Source organism: Microlunatus sp. YIM B11417, assembly GCF_059617205.1.
Genome location: NZ_JCAMPJ010000015.1, coordinates 32,727 through 50,690 on the forward strand (window position 1 = coordinate 32,727; position 17,964 = coordinate 50,690).

A 17,964-nucleotide genomic window follows, 5' to 3' on the forward strand; every position below is an offset into this window, starting at 1 on the left:
GGCCTAGGGTGGAGCGGTGTCGGCCCCCCACGATCAACTGAGCCGCCTGTTCCGATTCTTCGGTGAAACCCAATGCCGCGGCCGATCGGACGTCTACGCAGCTCTCAGCGCCGCGGTCGCCGACGATGATCAACTCCTCGAGCTGACCTCCGTCGCCCCGCCGGATCAACGTCGTCCCAGCCTGCTCTTCGCCGCCGTGAACCTGCAGCTCGCGCGGGACCAGGGCGCTGAGCTGCGCAGCTACTACCCGATCCACGGCGGTGCCAGGAAAAGCGACTCGCGGCTGTACCCGAGCTTCGCCGCCTTCTGTCGTGAGCACAGGCCGGCGCTGGAGCAACTCCTGGCGACCCGATCGACGCAGACCAACGAGATCCGCCGCTGCTTCGCCCTCCGGCTCGGCCAGCACGCGATGGCACGGCACTGGCCGGGCCCGGTCCACCTGCTCGAGATCGGAACGAGCGCGGGGCTCAACCTGATCTTCGACCACTACACCTACCGCGTGGACGGATGCAGACTGCCCGGCCGCGAGTCGGCCGTCGTGATCGAGACGGCACACCGAGGCCCGGCCACGGGCGGATTGTGGGCCGACCGACCGGCGTCCGTACGGCAGCGCATCGGCCTTGATCAACAACCCGTCGATCTCAACGATCCCGAGGCACGGAGTTGGCTGGAGGCGTTCATCTGGCCGGAACGGGTCGACGACCTGACCACACTACGGAGCGCCAGCGAGGCCTTCCTGACCACGGACGCCGACGTCCGCCTGATCCGCGGCGATGCTGTCACCGACACGGCGGCGGTGATCGACGAACTGCCCGGCGACGAGCCGGTGCTCGTCTTCACCGCGTCCCTGCTCAGCTATCTCGATCAAGATCAGCGGACCGCCTTCGCTGATCAACTCCGCTGCGTCGCCGAACGTCGCCGGATCGCCTGGGTCTTCGCCGAGGGGCCGGCCCTGCTCGCCCGCTCGGGCATCAACGCCGTCGGACTGCCCGGGCTGCTCGCTTCGGTTGTCACCAACTACGCCGTCGGAGTCAGCCTGCGCTCACCCGACCTCCGGCATGATCAGATCCTGGCCCTGGCCGAGCCCTACCTGCGCTGGATCGCGCCGGCCCGCGTCCCCGACGACGACTTCGCGTGGGCGAGCGACCTCAACGCTCCCTGAGTCTGTCGAAGGGCAGACCTCACGAACCGACCCCTTGGCGCAGCCAGTCCGAACGATGCTGGAATAGCGCCCGTGGGTAGCCCAGCTGAAGGAGTCCTGGCGGCGATTCTGGCGAACCCTCCGTTGACGGAGGGCACGCGCACGCTCCGTCGGGTCGAGCTGGCGGCCGACCTGTTGGGGTTCGCCCGCGTCGAGATCGCGAATCTGTTCGCAGAGTCGTCCCAGACCACGAACGAGATCGCGCTGCTGGGTGCGAACGAAGCTGGCTGGCTGTCCGCCCGGCAGCCTCTGATGGACTGCATCACCGGCGCCGAGGGAGTCCTGCTGGCCTACGGCGCCGGCGAGCCGACCGGGACCGCTCGCGGACACTTCCGGAGCCAGGTCGAGTGGCTTCGGGACCGTGTCGCTGGGAGCGGCCTTCCGGTGTGGCAGGTCGGTGACGGTCCACGTCATCCGTCGCGATGGCAACGCTGGACCCATCGAGCGCATCCCGGAGTCCCCTTCGCCGACGCGCTGAAGGACAGCCTGCAGCCGACCAGCATCCCGCGTGGCGAACCGCTACCGGGCTGACATATCGCGACACCGGTCCGTGCCGAGACTACGGCCGCGGCCGGATTCGCCGGCTCACCTCGTCCCGGACCGCCCAGATGTCGGCGACCGGGCCGAGGTGGCCGAGCTTGTCCGGGTTGATCACCGAGCGGATCGCCTGGATGCGACCGTCCAGGACGTCGAGGATGATCGTTCCGATCACGCCGCCGTCCCGTACCCGCAGGATGGCGCCGGGCTGGCCGTTGATCTCGTGCCGCTCCAGCACCACGTCGAGTTCGAACACGGGCGGGAAGCCCTTGACCACGACCCGGGACACCTTGTCGGCGCCGTGGACGGTCCGGGCCAGCTGCGGAGCCTTGCCGCCGCCGTCCCCGACCAACTGGACGTCCGCCGCCAGCAGTTCCTGCAGGCTTTCAAGATCACCGATCTTGATCGCATCGAAGAACCGGTTCGCGAGCTCGTCGCGGGCCCGGCTGTCGGCCTCGAACCGGGTCCGACCTTCGGTCATGTGCCGCCGTGCCCGTACGACGAGCTGACGGCAAGCCGCCGGCGTACGCCCCACCGCGGCGGCGATCTCGTCATACCCGTACCCGAACACCTCGCGCAGCACGAACACGGCCCGTTCGAGCGGGCTGAGCCGTTCCAGCAGGAGCAGCGCGGCCATCGAGACGGAGTCGGCCAGCTCCGCGGACCGAGCCGGATCCTCGTACGGATCGGTCAGCAGTGGTTCCGGCAACCACTGGCCGACATAGGTCTCCCGTCGGGACCGGGCGGATTGCAGCAGGTCGATCGAGATCCGGGTCACCACGGTCGACAGATAAGCCTTCGGTGACACGGGCGTCGACTCGGCCGCCTCGTAACGGAGCCAGGTGTCCTGGACCGCGTCCTCGGCCTCGGTGACACTGCCGAGGATGCGGTACGCAATCGCGAACAGCAACGACCGCAACTCCTGGAACTCTTCCGCCCGTCCCATCGCCAACCCTTCGGTTCAGCCGGCCGCGGCCAGGTGAGCCGCCGCCGCACCGGCCTGGTAACCGCCCGCCTGCTGCCGGGTGATCACATTGATCCGGTTCGCGGAGTTGATCATGGCGATCAGCATGACCAGACTGGTCAGCTGCTCCTCGTCGAACTGCTCCGCTGCCCGCTGCCAGACCTCGTCGCGGACTCCCTCCGGGCTGTCGGCGAGCCTGGTGCCGTGCTCGGTCAGCTCGAGCGCCGCCCGCTCGGCGACGGTGAACACCGTCGCCTCCCGCCAGGCCGCGACCAGATTGAGCCGTTCCGAGGTCTCGCCCGCTGCGGCCGCTTCCTTCGAGTGCATGTCGATGCAGGGACCGCAGCCATTGAGCTGACTGGCCCTCAGCGAGACCAACTCCTGCAGGGATGTGGGCAGGGACGAACCGGCCAGGGCCTTGTGCGCGCCCATCATGGCCTTCATGACCGGCATGGCGGCCGGGTTGCCGATGAGCTTCAGTCGAGCGTTCATGGTGACTCCTCCGTCGTGTTCGGATGCGTGACCACCCCGAAGACGAAGTACGCGCCCGACCTGTGACATCACGGTCGATCTTCGAGCTCGTGGAGGTAGTCGGCGCCGCCGACGAAGATCGTTTCGCCTGACGGAGCTGCGTGGTCGAGGGCGGCCGCCACGACCGCGTCGGCGAACTCCGGTACCGTCAGGACGCGGCCGGCGCCGGCTTCGCGAGCCGCCACGGTGCCGGGCTGCGCGCGTTCCAGCATCTTGACGGTGATCGTGTCGGCGATCAGGTCGCCGGAGACGACGGTGACTTTCAGTCCGCGTTGCTCCAGGGCAGGGATCCGCTCGCGGAGGGCGCGCTCGCCGGCCTGCTTGCTCTCCGCCACCGGCCGGTACGCCTCCGGCACCTCACGCCGGCCGAAGAAGTGGGCCTGATGACTGGTCACGAACACGATCCGCCCGCCCGGCCGGAGCACCGGGAGCATGATCTCGACCAGGGCGACCTGGGCGTCGCGGTTCAGCCTCATGGCGTACGTCTCGTCGGCGTCCCGTTCCATGCCGCCGGAGGCGTTCAAGATCAGGAAGTCCAGGCCACCGAACTCCTTGGCGATCGCGTCGCGCACCCGTGCAACGGCGGCTGGATCGGTGACGTCGGCCTGGACCGTCAGCACCCGTCCGCCGTCGGCCCGGAGTTCGGCGGCGAGGGCGTTGGCCCGGTTGGCCTTGTCGCGGTAGTTGACGACGGCCGCGATGCCTTTCCGTACCAGACCTCGAACGGTTTCGGCGCCGACTCCGCGAGAAGAACCGGTGACGAGCGCGACCTTGCCGGAATGATCACTCACGTCCGTACCCTCGCACAGCAGGATGGTCTGCCCCGTGGCAGCCCGTCAGTCGAGGTGGTCGGTCCGGTTGAGTCGGGCGAGCTCGGAGGGATAGTGGTGATCATCCTTGCGCAGCAGGCTGATCCCTCCGGACGAGACCCGGAAGTACGCGCCGGGCGCGCTCTCGACCGGCACTCCGAGCCACGCCGCGAAGACGTAACCGGCCACTCCGCCATGCGTCACGATCACCTGATGCTCGCCCGGCTCGTCCCGGATCCGTTGCAGGGAACCGTAAACCCGCTCCGCCACGGCCATCCGGGTCTCGGCCCCGGCCAATCCCTCGTCGTACCGCCACCAGTCGACGCCCTCCGGAACCGGTACGAGATGATCTTGGAACCAAGCCTGCGGCCGCCCACCGGCCTCGCCGAACGAGCGCTCCCGCAACCCCGGATCGGTGGTCAACGGTGCCTTCAGCCGCCCCGCGATGATTTCCGCGGTGCGCCGGGTCCGGAGCAGGTCGGAGGAGTGAACGGTGACCTCGACGCCGTTCAGTTCCTCGGCCAACGCCTCCGCGATCTTGCCGGCTTGCGTGACACCCCCGCTCGGTCAGGTCGGAGTCGTACCACCCGCCGACCAGACCGTCGACATGATGGGTGGCCTCGGGGTGGGTGACGACGTACACGTTCTTCACAATGATCAAGCTTCCACCATGGATGATGTCCCCATGACCTGGGACACCGCCGACCTCGACCTCGACGCCTACCTGGCCCGCACGGGCGCCACCGCCGAGCCGCCTTCTTTGGAGGCCCTCGGCCGCCTCCAGACCGCCCACGTCCGTACGTTCCCGTTCGAGAACCTGGACGTCCTCCTCGAGCAGCATCCCGGCGTCTCGCTCGCTGCCGTACAGGACAAGTTCGTCCGAAGGCACCGAGGCGGCTACTGCTTCGAGCACGGCACCCTCTTCCACGCCGTCCTCACCGAACTCGGCTACACCGTCGAACCCCGCCTCGCCCGCGTAGGCGATCCGACGTCGTCCCCGAGAACCCACCTGGTCCTCAGCGTCACCCTCGACGGCCGCCGCTACCTCAGCGACCCCGGCATCGGCATCCCACCCCTGATCCCGATCGAACTAGCCGACGGAGCCGAGATCGACGGCGGCCTCTGGCCCCACCAGATCCGAGTCTCGGACTCCGAACACCCCGGCGGCCAGGCCTGGCAACTGTGGCGCAAGCGGGCCGGCGACTGGGAGTTCATGCACTCCACCGACGAGCTCCCGGTCCGCCGAGTCGACGTAGAGATGGGCCACCACTGGACCAGCACCTCACCGACGACCCACTTCCGCTCCTCTCTCATGCTCAACCGCCACGGCCAAGACCCCGACGGCACGCCCACACTCTTCACCGTCACCCTCGACTACACCGCCATCGGCCGTGCCGGCGGGGACCTGGAACGACAGGACTACGACCCCGACGACCTGGCCGACCTCGCCCGGCAGGCAGGTGCACAACTGTCGGACGACGAGGCCAAACGCCTGGCCGAACGCGTCCGCGAACTACGCGGGTAGTAGTCCATGTCGTACGAGGGCTCCTACGTAGGATCGTTACGCCAGGTCGTGGGCGATCGCCGCCTGATCACTCCTGGCCCGCGGGCCGTGATCATGGACGACGAAGATCGACTCCTGCTCATCCGCCGATCGGACAACCACGCTTGGGCCATGCCCGCCGGCGGCCTCGAACTCGGTGAGTCGATCTGGGAAGCCCTGATCCGAGAGGTCCGCGAGGAGACTGGACTGACCGTCGAAGCCGCGACCCCGTTCGCGCTCTACACCGAGAAGCGCTTCTGGTTCACCAACGCCTACGGCGGCCAACACCAGATGTTCACCGTGGCCTTCCGCGTCGACCGCTGGTCGGGCACGCTCCTCGGTGAGACTGACGAGACGGTCGACGCGCAGTTCTTCGACCGCTCGAGACTGCCGGACCTCAACCCCATATACCGAGAGACTCTGCAGGACCTGGACACCTTCGATGGCAGCCTGATCCTCAGGTAGCGGCGTCGGCTCGGCCGGTGATCTCAGGTCGGAAGTAGTCGACCATCGCTGCGTCGATGGGCCTTTCGATGCCCGGTCAGCAGCCCGGGTGGGATACGCAATGGGGCGTGGGATGGGGGAGTGCGGCAGAGTGGTGGAGTTGGCTCACGCCCACGCTGACCGGAACGCTGCATCGAAGTCGTCCAAGGGGGTCCACAGCAACCGCCACGCAGCAAGTCATGTCGAACCAGATGGGTCACCTACAAGTCCCGACCGAGGTCGCCTCGACGCACGCGTCGCTTCTTGCCGAGCTTGCGCAGAACCGACCAGGGTTCACGTACCGAACGGCCGTGGGCCCGGTGCTTATGCGGCTTGCAGAGCTGGCAGCCTTTCCATTGCTTGTGTGGGGAATGAGCCATCGATGTACTCCGTCCGTGACAGCCCCCGCCACGGTGGGCAGGGCTTCTCGTACAGGAGTCGTTGGCTCATGATTCCCTCCTTCACAGCGGTCCTGGAGGTTGACCGCGAACTTCGTCGTTCGGTGGAGCCAAGGGGACTCGAACCCCTAACCCTCTGCTTGCAAAGCAGATGCGCTACCAATTGCGCCATGGCCCCGTGAGCGGCCGAAGCTGCTCGACGCTCGATGGTACGGCATCGTGGGCGGGTCGGGCCAACGCGAAAGGCCGCGTCAGCGGGCGCCGGTGACGACCGTAGCCAGGGTGTGCAGGCGGAGGATGCGCCAGTGGCCGCAGGGGCAGGACTGGTAGGCGAGGCGGCCTTGGCTGGTGGTGTGTTCGGAGGCGGTCTGCCAGTGGTGCTGGTGGTCGCGGGTCGCGGTCATGGCTCAAGGATGCTGTAATGGTCTTATGCAACTCAACCCTTACGGCGTCGATGGTGTGGTGATGGCGCAGGATCTGGCGAATCGGCCGCCTACGTCGGCCGATGAGCTGCGGCGGATTTGTGATGATCATGGGCTGATTCGGGAGATGCCGATCACCGCTCATGATCTTGAGTTGGTCGCGCGGGCGATTGGGGAGTGGTTGGCGGTGGTCGACGCCACGGAGCCGGAGGAGCGGGGGAGGCGGGTGAACGCCATGACCCAGGCCTATTGCTCGTTTCCTACGCTGACTGATCACGCCGGCACGGGGTGGCATCTGCATTACCGGCCGGACAAGATCAGTGTCGGGCATCAGGTGGGGGCGATGATGGCGGCGGGGACCGCCCTGCACCTGGCCGGGCGGGGGATGAATCGGTTGGGGCGGTGCGCCGTAGACGACTGCGATCGGGTGTACGTGGATCTCACGCGGAACGGGCGGCAGCGGTATTGCAGTCCGGGGTGTGCCAATCGGGATGCCGTGCGGCGGCACCGGGCTCGGGCGAAATGATCACCAGCGTTCGATGAGGCCCTCGGGCCTGGCCGGCGGCTCGTAGGGTTCGGGCCAGAAATCGGTGACCTTCGTGATCATGCCCTGCTCGTCGAACTCGAAGAAGACTTGGGCGTCAGCCGACTCGTCGCCGTCAGGGCTGCGGACCTCCCAGCCGAACCAGATCACGGCGCGCTGGCCGTCGCCGATGATCACCTTCGGGGTCAGGTGCCAGTCGCCGGGGTAGGTCTGGCTGAACGTCAGGTACGCCGCTCGGCCGCGGATCCGCTCCCGGGTCTGGGGCAGTTCGTAGATCACGTCCTCGGACAGCAACGCCTGCCAGGCCTCCCAGTCGCGGGCCTCGAGGGTGGTGAGGAAGCGTTCGGCGAGGGCGGCGGTGTCGATCATGGGTCCGACTCTAGGGTGCGGCTCTGACACAGGATTGTGGCTTGCCCTTCGACAGGCTCAGGGGACGTTCGGGTTTGACTTCTCGGCGGGTTCGGGCTTGGCCCTTCGACAGGCTCAGGGCGCGTGGGTTGGCGTGCGCTCGGCAGCCGGGAGTGCGTCACGTTCGGCGGGCGAGTCGCGGGCGGTGTGCTCTATGGACTGCGTTCCGACGTGACTACTCGTGGCGGAGGCGGGTGGCGGAGTTGATCAAGTGGGTACGCATAGCGGCGGCCGCAGCCTGGGGATCGCCTGAGTCGATCGCACCGAGGATCGCCTCGTGTTCGGCTCCGACGGGATCGGCCGGACGCCCGGCTCGCCGCCGCCCCTTGGGCAGGATGATCATCATCGGGCCGATGGCCGACAGGAGATCCGGGTAGTAGCGGTTGCGGGAGGCGCGGGCGATGGCGTGGTGGAAGTCGAAGTCGGCCTGGATGGAGCGGGTGGGGGCATCCGTCGCAGCTCGCTGCTCCGCAACCGCCCTCCGGAGGCGTACCAGATCTTGATCATCGCGCCGCCGCGCCGCCAGCGCCGCGGCTTCGCACTCCACGCCGATCCGGAACTCCGCGAGCTCCAACAGCTCGGGCACGCTCCGCACCACAGACTCGCCGAACTCGAAGCGGACACCGCTCGGCCTGGTCAGCACGTAGGTTCCGCGTCCCTGCTGCGAGTCCACCAAGCCGGCCGCCCGCAATCGGGCCACGGCCTCCCGCACCACGGTCCGTGACACGGAGAATCGCTGCATCAAAGCCGCCTCAGTGGGCAGTCGCTCGCCGGCCGCGACCACTCCCTCGGCGATCTCCCGAGTCAGCTCCGAGACGACCCGGGCGGTCAGGCTCTCAGCCACCGAAGGTTGCCGTCTCGACGGTCCAGGCCCTCGCCTGCTCACTGAGTGATACGCCGATCCCGGGCCGATCGGGGACCAGCATCCGCCCGTCGGCGATCTCCAGCCGCTCATTGAACAGCGGCTCCAGCCAGTCGAAGTGCTCCACCCAGACCTCGCCCGGGTACGCCGCCGCGAGGTGCAGGTGCAGCTCCATCGCGAAGTGCGGGGCGACCTTCAGGCCGGCCTCGTCGGCCAGCGCCAGGATCCGCAGGAAGGACGTGATCCCGCCGACGCGCGGCGCGTCCGGCTGCAGGAAACTCACCGCATCCCGCGAGATCAGGGCCCGGTGCTCGGCGACGCTGGTCAGCATCTCGCCGCTTGCGATCGGGGTGTCCAGCCGCCCGCTGAGCATGGCGTGCCCGGCCGCGTCGTACGCGTCCAAGGGCTCCTCGATCCAGACCAGCCCGAACGGCTCCAGCTGCCGCCCCATCCGCAGCGCGGCCCCGCGATCCCACTGCTGATTGGCATCCACCATCAGGGCGACCGATGACGGCAACGAAGCTCGTACGGCCTCGACGCGGGCCAGGTCGGCCAGTTGATCGGGCTGCCCGACCTTGATCTTGATCCCGCCGATGCCGCGCTCCACGGCCCCGGCCGCGTTGTCCAGGACCTCCTCGATCGGCGCGTTCAGGAACCCGCCCGACGTGTTGTAACAGGGCACCGCATCACGATGAGAGCCGAGCAGCTTGGCCAACGGCAGCCCGGCCCGCTTGGCCTTGAGGTCCCACAGGGCCACGTCGACCGCGGCGATCGCCTGGGTCGCCAGGCCGCTGCGGCCGACCGACGCCCCGGCCCAGACCAGCTTGGTGCCGAGCTTGGCGATGTCGCTCGGATCCTCGCCGATCACGTCGGCACCGATCTCGCGCGCATGGGCGAACAAGCCAGGCCCGCCGGCCCGCTTGGAATAGCTGAAGCCCAGCCCCTCGAAACCGGCCTCGGTGGTCACCTCGGCGAACAAGAGGGCCACCTGGGTCAGGGGTCGCTGCCGGCCGGTGAGCACCTTCGCGTCACTGATCGGTACGGCGAGCGGCAGGTAGGCCAGGGACAGCGTCAGGGTACGGATGCGGTCGGACATTCAATCATCGTACAAATCAGAAATTCATCATGACAAGACTCCGACGCGCATTACCGCACGACAAGGTGACGGTGGTCACGACACGCCGCCCGACGGCCGACGATGTCCTGGCACTCGGGAACTCTGGCACCGCCCCGTCCGTGAATTCTGCTTGTGCGTCCTATCCCTCCGACCCCAACTGCGATATCGCCAACGCCGAAATCGGCACGTACCCTGGTGCCCATGTGGTCCCAGCGGGAGGTTGTCGATTACGCGCTGCAGCGTCGATCGACGCTGGCCTCGCTGCGGCGTCCCGGCGGCCGGCTGGCCCGGCGCGAGGCCTGCGACGCCGACCCCATGCTGTTGCGGGCGGCGAAGCATCACGGCGAGAAGGTCGACGGCACCTGCCCGGTCTGCGACTCGCCGGAGTTCATCCAGCTGCACTACGTGTTCGGCGACCAGCTCGGACAGTACTCGGGGCGGATCAAGCGCATCGCCGAGCTCGAGGAGATGGCGCACGAGTTCGGCGAGTTCAAGGTCGTCGTCGTCGAGGTGTGCCTCAGCTGCAGCTGGAACTTCATGATCATGTCGTACCTGCTCGGGGACGGGGTGAAGCGCAAGCCCCCGCGCCGGCAGCAGACCGTCGAGGACATCTATGGCTGAGCGCCCCTTGGGGTCGCGCCAGAACCACGCCAGGAAATCGGGGAAGAAACCGCTGTCGAAGGGCCGCCGCTGGGCCCGCCGGATCGTTCGCAGCCTGGTCGCCCTGATCTTGATCGGCTTGATCGGCGCCACCGCGATCGTCGTCGTCGGCTATCAGACCACCGAGCTGCCTGACCCGAACGCCGACTTCCAGACCGCGACCAGTTTCGTGTACTACAACGACGGCAAGGCCCAGCTGGGCAGCTTCGCCACCCAGAACCGGCAGCCGCTGACGTTCGACGAGATGCCGCAGTCGATCAAGGATGCGCTGGTGTCGGCCGAGAACCGGGACTTCTGGACCGATCCGGGGATCTCGATCCCGGGCATGATCAGAGCCGCCTGGGCCATCGCCACCGGTGGCTCGCTGCAGGGCGGCTCGACGATCACCCAGCAGTACATCAAGATCATGTACCTGACCTCCGAGCAGACGTTGGCCCGGAAGTTCAAGGAGGTCTTCCTTGCGTACAAGCTCAACAAGGACCTGACCAAGGAGCAGATCCTCGAGGGCTACCTGAACACGATCTACTTCGGCCGCGGCGCGTACGGGATCCAGGCGGCGGCGAAGGCCTTCTTCGACGTGGACGCCAAGGACCTCACGGTGCCGCAGGCGGCGGCGCTGACCGCGATCTTGAACAACCCGACCGTGTTCGACCCGGACGTGGACGACGGCCACAACACACGGCTGCTGGAGCGCTATCGGTACGTGATCCAGAGCATGGCCGAGACCGGCGCGATCACGCCGACCGAGGCGGCCAAGTACGCCAAGGCGCTGCCGAAGTTCCCGGAGATCGAGAAGAACCAGCGCTACGGCGGTCCGAAGGGCTTCCTGCTCAAGATGGTCGAGGCGGAACTGCTCGCGGCCGGCTTCGACTCCAGCACGATCAACGGCGGCGGCCTCAAGATCACCACGACGTTCGACAAGGCGGCCCAGAACGCCGCGGTGAAGTCGGCGCAGAAGTGGACCAAGAAGGCCGCGGACGCCGCCGACGAGAAGAAGTCCGACCTGCACGCGGCGATCGCATCGGTCGAGGTCGGCACCGGCCGGGTGCTGGCCGTCTACGGCGGGCCCGACTACGTGGCGAACTCGCGGAACTGGGCCACCACGGCGCGGCCGACCGCCTCGACCTTCAAGACGTACGCGCTCGCGGCCGGTCTGGAGGACGGCTACAGCCTGCGCTCGTACTTCAACGGCAACTCGTTCACACCGGACGGCGACCCGGTCAAGGTGCGCAACGAGTTCAACCACCAGTACGGCTCGGTCAGCCTGCGCCGCGCCACGGCGGAGTCGATCAACACCGCCTTCGTCGACATGACCGTGGAGATGGAGGACGGGCCGAGCAAGATCAGCAAGGCGGCTCAGGCCGCGGGTGCGCCGAAGGCCGGCGGCTGGGAAGAGAACACCCGGCTCGCGCTCGGTGCGGCTGAGGTGAGCCCGCTGAACCAGGCCGGTGCCTACGCGACGTACGCCAACGACGGGGTGCACGTCGCCAACCACGTGGTCGAGTCGGTGACCGACGCCGCCGGCAACGTGGTCTACGAGGCGAAGCCGGCCGAGAAGCGCGCCGTCAGCGAGGACATCGCCCACGACGTCACGTACGCGCTGTCCAGCGTGGTCGAGGAGGGCACCGGTCAGACCGTGCAGACCCTGGACCGCCCGGTCGCCGGCAAGACCGGCACCAAGGACGGCGTGAAGAACGACATCACCTCGGCCTGGTTCGTGGCGTACACGAAGCAGATCTCGACCTCGGTCATGTACGTCGCGGGCGACGGTGGCAACGAGGACCTGGACGACTATGCCCGGCCGGGCGACAGCACCTTCTTCGGCGGTACGTACCCGGCGCTGACCTGGGCCGACTACATGAAGAAGGCCACCAAGGACCAGCCGGTGGAGGAGTTCGAGGACCCGGCCTGGGTCAACCTGGACCGGCCGCGGGACGACGATCCCGGCGATGATCAACAGGAGCAGACCCGGGATCCGGAGACCGAGAAGCCGGAGACCGAGGAACCGAGCGAGGAGCCGTCCGAGACGCCGAGTGAGGAGCCGACGGAGAAGCCGTCCGAGAAGCCCACCGAGAAGCCGTCGGAGCAACCGAGCGAGGAGCCCTCGGAACAACCGAGTGAGGAACCGTCGGAGCAGCCGAGTGAGGAACCGAGCGGCAACTCCGACTCGAACGGCCAGTCCGATTCGGGCGGTTCCAGCGATTCCGGCGGCTCGACCGACGACTCCGGCGGTTCGTCCGGGAGCTCTGACTCGGACGGTTCGTCCGGGAGCTCGGATTCCAGCGGGTCGTCGGGGAGTACGGACTCGGACGGTTCGTCCGGGAGCTCGGACTCGAGCGGGTCGTCGGGGAGTACGGACTCGGACGGTTCGTCGGGCAGTTCGGACTCGAGCGGATCGTCGGACACGGGTGACGCGAGCAGTTCGGGCCGCACGGGGTCCAGCGGCTCGATCCTCGGCGGCGACTCGAGCTCCGACGGCTCCAGTACCGGCTGAAGCCGCCGCCGGGACGCCGCTGCCGACGCCGGCCGAGTTCGGATTCGACACCGTCGAGAACGAGCAGCCCCGGCCGAAAGCTGACCATCTCCGGCGGCGCCTGCACGCCCGTCCTCGCGAAGCCGTGGAGAGGTCTGGTTGGTCAAGACTCCTCACGGCCTGGTCTGTTCCTAGTCGCGACCCGGTTCGTCGGGTGTCGTCGGCTGCGGCCCGGCCGGCTGGGACAGGGCGGGCTGGGCCAGTTGCAGGTCTCGGATCCCGGGCAGCTGCGCATAGTCAACGCCGGGGAACCGGCCGAACTGCTGCTCGCGGGCGACCGTGTCGGCCTGGTCGAGCAGCGTGATCGCCTGGTCCGGAGTCGGGTAGCGGGCCGAGCGCTCGTTGCCCGGCGGAAGCGGCGCCAGGAATTGCGTCTTGCGACCACCGAGGAGACCTGGACGGAACCAGATCCGGCCGGGATGCGAGCGATCCCGCAGGGCGTTCGAGCGCCAGGTGTTCGGCGCGTGGCTGAGCTGCCAGTTCGCGACGTGGATCCACAGCCCCTTCTCGGTCGCGGCCCGGTCGCACAGCTCGTGGAAGTTGACGTGGGCGTTCAGGTACTTGCCGGCGGCGAGCGTCCCCATCACGCCCGGCGCCCCCGGCGCGGCGGCGAGGTAGCCGAAGTTGTCCGCCGTGTATTCCTGGGACCGGGAGTACGCCGGGCCGATCAGCGGGATCTGGCGCAGCAGCGTGGTGAACACCAGCCGGAAGTACGACGTGTGACCGGCCGCGATGTGCCCGACCTCATGGGCGATGACGAACCGGAGCGCCTCCGGATCCCGGGCCTGGCCGCCGACCTCGAACAGGTCGGAGTGCACCGCGACGAAGCGTCGGAACCCGTGGCCGACCGCGAAGGCGTTGATCACGCCGTTGCCCAGCACCACGTACGCGTCCGGCACCCGGCGCAGCCCGAACTGCCGGGCCGCCTCGGCGACCATCCGATAGCCCTCGGGGAACTGCCCGGGCGTCATCCGGACCGCCTGGGTGCGCAGGTTCGCGTACTCCAGCGCCCGCACCACCCAGATCGCGACGGGCGCGAACAGCCCGACCCAGAGATAGCTGGCCAGCGGTTCAGGGACGGCGAAGACGGCCCCCGCGGCAGCGTCCGCCGGACCGGTGAGGGCCACGACGAAGAACGCCAGATAGCCGATCACGGTGACCAGAATCCCGATCACCAGGAGCGCGATCTCGCTCGGGTGCCGCACCCCGCGCTGGCCGAGGAAGCCGTGGACCGTGGCGCCGTTGAACAGGCTCGGTGCGCCCGGAGGCCGGGGCGGTGGGGAAGGTTCGGGTACGTCCGCAGAAGTCATGGCCGCGATGGTAGGGGAGTCCGACCCCTGATCGTCAGCGGCAGCTGTAGCCGCCGTCGATCGGCAGGCTGACCCCGGTGATCATGGACGCGGCGTCGCTGAGCAGGAAGACGATCGGCCCGGCGATCTCGTCCTCGGTGGCCCAACGGCCCAGCGGCATCGCCTCCAGGAACGGTCGCTCGATGTCCTCGCGGCCCCAGTACCAGGCGGACATCGGGGTCATCACGACCGTCGGATTCACGCTGTTCACCCGGATGCCGTACTTCCCGAGCTCCAGCGCCGAGACCCGGGTGATGTTGTCCAGGGCCGCCTTCGAGGAGCCGTACGAGATGTGGCCCGGCAGCGCGACCAGGCTCGCCTGGCTGGACACGTTGACGATCGAGCCGCCCCGGCCGAGCCGCTGCATCGAGCGCGCGGCGTACTTGATCACCAGCAGAGCGCCGCGGGCGTTGACGCTGATCACCTGGTCGAACACGGCGATGTCGGTCTCGGTCGGTGTCGCGATCTCGCCACCGAAGCCGCCACAGTTGACCACGCCCCACAGGTCGACCCCGTCCAGGGCGGTCCGGATGCTGTCCTCGGAGGTCAGGTCGAACGGCAGCGCCCGCGCCCCGGTCTCCTCGACGATCGCGGCCAGGCTCTGCTCGGACCGGCCGCTCGCGATCACCTGGGCCCCGGCTCGGACGAGCTGACGTACGGTCGCGCCGCCGATCCCACCGCTCGCCCCGGTCACCAGCACGGTCCGGCCGTCGAAGTCGCTCATGCCGGCCCCTCCTGACTCAACTCCACCAGGTTTCCTGGCGCTTTACACGAGAAGCTTCTCTGGTAAAGCGCCAGTTTTTCACGCAACGTGAAAAACCGGCAGGGGCGCGAGGCGGGGCCGCGGCTGAGTAGAGTCGCACCGATGACTGTTGACCAGCCGGCCCGGCCCAGGGATGTCGTGGCGGAGCCGTCGGCCGAGGACGGGTTCGTTCGGCTGGTCAGTCACCGGCTCGGCGGGCCGCTCGGGCGGCGGGCGGCGGCCGGGCGGGTCTGGTGGAGCCCGATCCGGGTCACGCTGGCGGTCGCGACGCTGACGTACCTGGTCGGGATGATCTTCCGGATCCCGTGCCGGATCACCGTGCCGGGGCAGGCGCCGGATCACTTCCGGTTGATGTGCTACTCCGACATCGGGCTGCTCTATCAGGGCCGTGGGCTGATGGCCGGGCTGACGCCGTATCTGCAGTCGAGCCCGGACTACCCGGTGTTGGAGTATCCGGTGCTGACCGGCTGGTTCCTCGAGATCGAGCGGCTGATCACCCGTTTCCTCGGCGGCGCGCAGGGCACCGGGCTGAGTGATCAGCAGCAGGTCGCCTCCACGTTGCTGTTCGTCGACGTCAACCAGGTGCTGCTCGGCCTGCTGTTCCTGGTCGCGGTCTGGGCCCAGGTGCGTACGGTCGAAGGCCGGCCGTGGGACGCGATGATGCTCGCCGCCTCGCCCTGCGTCGCGGCCGCCGCCCAGGTCAACTGGGATCTGCTGGTGATCGCGCTGACCGCGCTGGGCTGTCTGTTCTGGGCCCGGAAGAAGCCGATCGTCGCCGGTGTCCTGCTCGGCCTGGCGACCGCGGCCAAGCTCTATCCGGTGCTGTTGCTCGGGCCGTTGATCCTGCTCTGCGTACGCACCAAGAAGTTGAACGACCTGTTCGCGACGCTCGGCGGTTTCATGATCAGCTGGTCGCTGGTCAACCTGCCGGTGGTGTTGCTGGCTCCCGAGTCCTGGTTGGCGTTCTGGACGTTCAACTCCGACCGGGAAGGCGATCTCGGTTCGCTCTGGTACGTCTTCGAGCTCGCCGGCCACCCGGTCCCGGCGCTGAACCTGGTCAACGCCGTGCTGCTGCTGGCGGCCTGCCTCGCCATCGGCTGGTTGATCATGGCGGCGCCGCGCCGGCCACGGTTCGGGGCGATGGCGTTCCTGGTCGTCGCCGCGTTCTTGATCACCAACAAGGTCTACTCGCCGCAGTACGTGCTCTGGTTGCTGCCGCTGCTGATCCTGGCCCGGCCGCGGTGGCGGGACTGGTGGCTGTTCACCGCCGCCGAACTCTTCTACTTCGCGGCGATCTGGTGGCACCTGGCCGGGGTCCTGAAGCCGGCCGACGGCTCGGCGGACCGGCTCTACTGGGTCGCCGTGATCGTCCGGATCGGCGTGCAGTGCTACCTCGCCGTGCAGGTGGTGCTGGACGCCCTGCGCCCGGAACGCGACGTGGTCCGGGCCGGCGGCGCCGACGATCCGGGCGGCGGCGTGCTGGACCGGGCGGCCGACCGCGGCTGGTCGCTGGCCGGGCTGAGGTCCCGACCGGTCGCGACCGCCCCGGCCCGGGCCCCGGCGCGCGCGGCCGGCCCCGACCCCGATGGCTGATCCGACCCCGATGGCTGATCCGACCCCGATGGCTGATCCGACACCGGCGGCACCGGCGGGACGGCGGTCGGCGGGCTCCCGAACGGCACGGGCCCGGCGCTGGCCCGCACCGAGCGGCCTGCCCGCGTTCGCGACCGGGCTGCTGGAGCGGTTGCTGGCCCGTAGTGGCGGGAGGGCGGTGGTGCAGGCCTGGCTGCTCAGCCGCGGCCTGATCTGCCTGGTCGCGCTGCTGCTCGCGCTGACCCAGCAGCGCACCCTGACCTCGATGGTGAGCAACTGGGACGTACAGCACTTCAGCCAGCTGGCCCAGGGCGGCTATCAGTCGGCACCGAACCTGATGGCCTTCTTCCCCGGCCTGCCCGGCCTGCTCGCTCTCGGCCTGCAGCTCGGCATTCCCGTCGCGGTGACCGGCGTGGTCCTGTCGACGATCGGGTCGGCCTTCGCCGCCGCGGCGCTGGCCCGGCTGGGCGGTCAGTGGGCGGCGATCGCCTGGCTGTTCGCGCCGACGGCCGTGTTCACCACGGTCCCGTACACCGAGTCGCTGTTCTGCGCCGCCGCCTTCTGGGCCTGGGATCGCGCCCGTTCCGACCGCTGGCTCGCCGCGGCCTGCCTGACCGCGCTGGCCTGCACGCTGCGGGTCTCCGGGCTGTTCCTGATCGGCGCCCTGTTCGTCATGATCATCACCACCCGCAAGATCGGCTGGCCGGCCCGGCTCCGCCGGCTGGCGTTCTTGATCATCCCGGCTTCCGTCCTGGCCGCCTTCGTGATCTTCCTCTACCTGCTGACCGGTTCCTGGACGGCCTGGTTCGCCGCCCAGGAGTCCGGCTGGGCCCGCGGCTTCACCTGGCCCTGGCAGTCCTTCCTCAACACGCTGCCGGCGATCGAGCCGGGGGCGTACGCCGATCATCCGGGCTGGGCCGAGGTGTTCCGGTTCGAGATGGCGTCGATGGCGCTCGGGGTCGTGGTCACCGTCTGGTGCCTGGTCCGGCGGCTCTGGGCCGAGGCCAGCTGGGTCGCCGTGCAGGTGCTCGCATTCTCGATGTCGTACTGGTTCTTCTCGGTCAACCGCGCCGTGCTGCTGTGGTTCCCGCTCTGGTTGATGGTGGCCAGCTGGGGCACCTGGACGCCACGCCGGCCCGGCCTCGCGATCGTGCACCGGGTGCTCGTGGCGACCGCGTTCACGCTGTCGGTGTTGATCATGCTCTGGTGGTGCTGGCTGTTCTTCACCGGCCATTGGGCCAGCTGAG

19 protein-coding genes and 1 tRNA gene are annotated in these 17,964 nt (G+C 68.6%); 9 read left to right on the top strand and 11 right to left on the bottom strand.

Annotated elements, in window-relative coordinates:
- The first annotated feature begins 16 nt into the window (after positions 1-16).
- Together AC6CCG_RS33675 and AC6CCG_RS33680 are read left to right on the top strand one after the other, a co-directional pair.
- Positions 17-1,162 carry a DUF2332 domain-containing protein gene (locus tag AC6CCG_RS33675; RefSeq protein ID WP_496659236.1) on the top strand — a complete coding sequence of 382 codons (1,146 nt, stop codon included), beginning with the start codon at positions 17-19 and terminating at the stop codon, positions 1,160-1,162.
- A gap of 123 nt (positions 1,163-1,285) precedes the next feature.
- A complete protein-coding gene (locus AC6CCG_RS33680) occupies positions 1,286-1,732 on the top strand; it encodes a DUF1643 domain-containing protein (RefSeq protein ID WP_496659237.1) in 447 nt (148 codons plus the stop codon).
- Between the two features lie 28 nt (positions 1,733-1,760).
- Here the strand turns inward: AC6CCG_RS33680 and AC6CCG_RS33685 are convergent, their stop codons facing one another.
- The 4 genes from AC6CCG_RS33685 to AC6CCG_RS33700 all read right to left on the bottom strand — a co-directional run bounded on the left by AC6CCG_RS33685 (position 1,761) and on the right by AC6CCG_RS33700 (position 4,567).
- A complete protein-coding gene (locus AC6CCG_RS33685) occupies positions 1,761-2,684 on the bottom strand; it encodes an RNA polymerase sigma-70 factor (RefSeq protein WP_496659238.1) in 924 nt (307 codons plus the stop codon).
- A gap of 15 nt (positions 2,685-2,699) precedes the next feature.
- Positions 2,700-3,194 carry a carboxymuconolactone decarboxylase family protein gene (locus AC6CCG_RS33690; protein WP_496659239.1) on the bottom strand — a complete coding sequence of 165 codons (495 nt, stop codon included), beginning with the start codon at positions 3,192-3,194 and terminating at the stop codon, positions 2,700-2,702.
- Positions 3,195-3,262: 68 nt separating this feature from the next.
- Positions 3,263-4,024 carry an SDR family oxidoreductase gene (locus tag AC6CCG_RS33695; protein ID WP_496659240.1) on the bottom strand — a complete coding sequence of 254 codons (762 nt, stop codon included), beginning with the start codon at positions 4,022-4,024 and terminating at the stop codon, positions 3,263-3,265.
- A gap of 45 nt (positions 4,025-4,069) precedes the next feature.
- Positions 4,070-4,567, bottom strand: coding sequence for a histidine phosphatase family protein (locus AC6CCG_RS33700; protein WP_496659241.1), 498 nt, complete (start codon positions 4,565-4,567; stop codon positions 4,070-4,072).
- A gap of 160 nt (positions 4,568-4,727) precedes the next feature.
- Between AC6CCG_RS33700 and AC6CCG_RS33705 the strand changes: the two genes are divergently transcribed.
- Together AC6CCG_RS33705 and AC6CCG_RS33710 are read left to right on the top strand one after the other, a co-directional pair.
- The gene (locus tag AC6CCG_RS33705; RefSeq protein WP_496659242.1) at positions 4,728-5,567 is read left to right on the top strand and encodes an arylamine N-acetyltransferase family protein; all 840 of its coding nucleotides are present in this window, start codon (positions 4,728-4,730) and stop codon (positions 5,565-5,567) included.
- A gap of 93 nt (positions 5,568-5,660) precedes the next feature.
- Entirely contained in the window at positions 5,661-6,050 is a 390-nt protein-coding gene (locus tag AC6CCG_RS33710) for an NUDIX domain-containing protein (protein ID WP_496659290.1), read from the top strand.
- A 521-nt stretch (positions 6,051-6,571) separates the two neighbouring features.
- Here AC6CCG_RS33710 and AC6CCG_RS33715 read toward each other — a convergent pair.
- Positions 6,572-6,644: transfer RNA gene (locus tag AC6CCG_RS33715), tRNA-Ala, on the bottom strand.
- Positions 6,645-6,717: 73 nt separating this feature from the next.
- Positions 6,718-6,870 carry a hypothetical protein gene (locus AC6CCG_RS33720; protein WP_496659243.1) on the bottom strand — a complete coding sequence of 51 codons (153 nt, stop codon included), beginning with the start codon at positions 6,868-6,870 and terminating at the stop codon, positions 6,718-6,720.
- A 25-nt stretch (positions 6,871-6,895) separates the two neighbouring features.
- On the opposite strand from AC6CCG_RS33720, the gene AC6CCG_RS33725 reads away from it, so the two are divergent.
- Entirely contained in the window at positions 6,896-7,414 is a 519-nt protein-coding gene (locus tag AC6CCG_RS33725) for a CGNR zinc finger domain-containing protein (RefSeq protein WP_496659244.1), read from the top strand.
- On the opposite strand, the gene AC6CCG_RS33730 is transcribed toward AC6CCG_RS33725, so the two are convergent.
- The 3 genes from AC6CCG_RS33730 to AC6CCG_RS33740 all read right to left on the bottom strand — a co-directional run bounded on the left by AC6CCG_RS33730 (position 7,415) and on the right by AC6CCG_RS33740 (position 9,798).
- A complete protein-coding gene (locus AC6CCG_RS33730; protein ID WP_496659245.1) occupies positions 7,415-7,801 on the bottom strand; it encodes a nuclear transport factor 2 family protein in 387 nt (128 codons plus the stop codon).
- Positions 7,802-8,015: 214 nt separating this feature from the next.
- The gene (locus AC6CCG_RS33735; protein ID WP_496659246.1) at positions 8,016-8,684 is read right to left on the bottom strand and encodes a FadR/GntR family transcriptional regulator; all 669 of its coding nucleotides are present in this window, start codon (positions 8,682-8,684) and stop codon (positions 8,016-8,018) included.
- Positions 8,677-9,798: an L-talarate/galactarate dehydratase gene (locus tag AC6CCG_RS33740; protein WP_496659247.1), complete on the bottom strand. Its 1,122-nt coding sequence runs from the start codon at positions 9,796-9,798 to the stop codon at positions 8,677-8,679. The genes AC6CCG_RS33735 and AC6CCG_RS33740 overlap by 8 nt, the downstream gene beginning before the upstream one ends.
- 222 nt (positions 9,799-10,020) lie before the next feature.
- Here AC6CCG_RS33740 and AC6CCG_RS33745 point away from each other — a divergent pair, with 222 nt between their 5' ends.
- On the top strand, positions 10,021-10,440 hold the full coding sequence (locus tag AC6CCG_RS33745) for a DUF5318 family protein (RefSeq protein ID WP_496659248.1): 420 nt from the start codon (positions 10,021-10,023) through the stop codon (positions 10,438-10,440).
- Positions 10,433-12,973 (top strand): transglycosylase domain-containing protein, encoded by a 2,541-nt coding sequence (locus tag AC6CCG_RS33750; protein ID WP_496659249.1) that lies wholly within the window; start codon positions 10,433-10,435, stop codon positions 12,971-12,973. Before AC6CCG_RS33745 ends, AC6CCG_RS33750 begins: the two co-directional genes overlap by 8 nt.
- A gap of 170 nt (positions 12,974-13,143) precedes the next feature.
- On the opposite strand, the gene AC6CCG_RS33755 is transcribed toward AC6CCG_RS33750, so the two are convergent.
- Complete coding sequence (locus AC6CCG_RS33755; RefSeq protein ID WP_496659250.1) at positions 13,144-14,322, bottom strand: M48 family metallopeptidase; 1,179 nt, start codon at positions 14,320-14,322, stop codon at positions 13,144-13,146.
- A 34-nt stretch (positions 14,323-14,356) separates the two neighbouring features.
- Positions 14,357-15,085 carry an SDR family oxidoreductase gene (locus tag AC6CCG_RS33760; protein WP_496659251.1) on the bottom strand — a complete coding sequence of 243 codons (729 nt, stop codon included), beginning with the start codon at positions 15,083-15,085 and terminating at the stop codon, positions 14,357-14,359.
- A 141-nt stretch (positions 15,086-15,226) separates the two neighbouring features.
- Between AC6CCG_RS33760 and AC6CCG_RS33765 the strand changes: the two genes are divergently transcribed.
- Both AC6CCG_RS33765 and AC6CCG_RS33770 read left to right on the top strand, forming a co-directional pair.
- Entirely contained in the window at positions 15,227-16,717 is a 1,491-nt protein-coding gene (locus AC6CCG_RS33765; RefSeq protein WP_496659252.1) for a glycosyltransferase family 87 protein, read from the top strand.
- A 28-nt stretch (positions 16,718-16,745) separates the two neighbouring features.
- On the top strand, positions 16,746-17,963 hold the full coding sequence (locus AC6CCG_RS33770) for a glycosyltransferase family protein (protein ID WP_496659253.1): 1,218 nt from the start codon (positions 16,746-16,748) through the stop codon (positions 17,961-17,963).
- Position 17,964 lies beyond the last annotated feature (1 nt).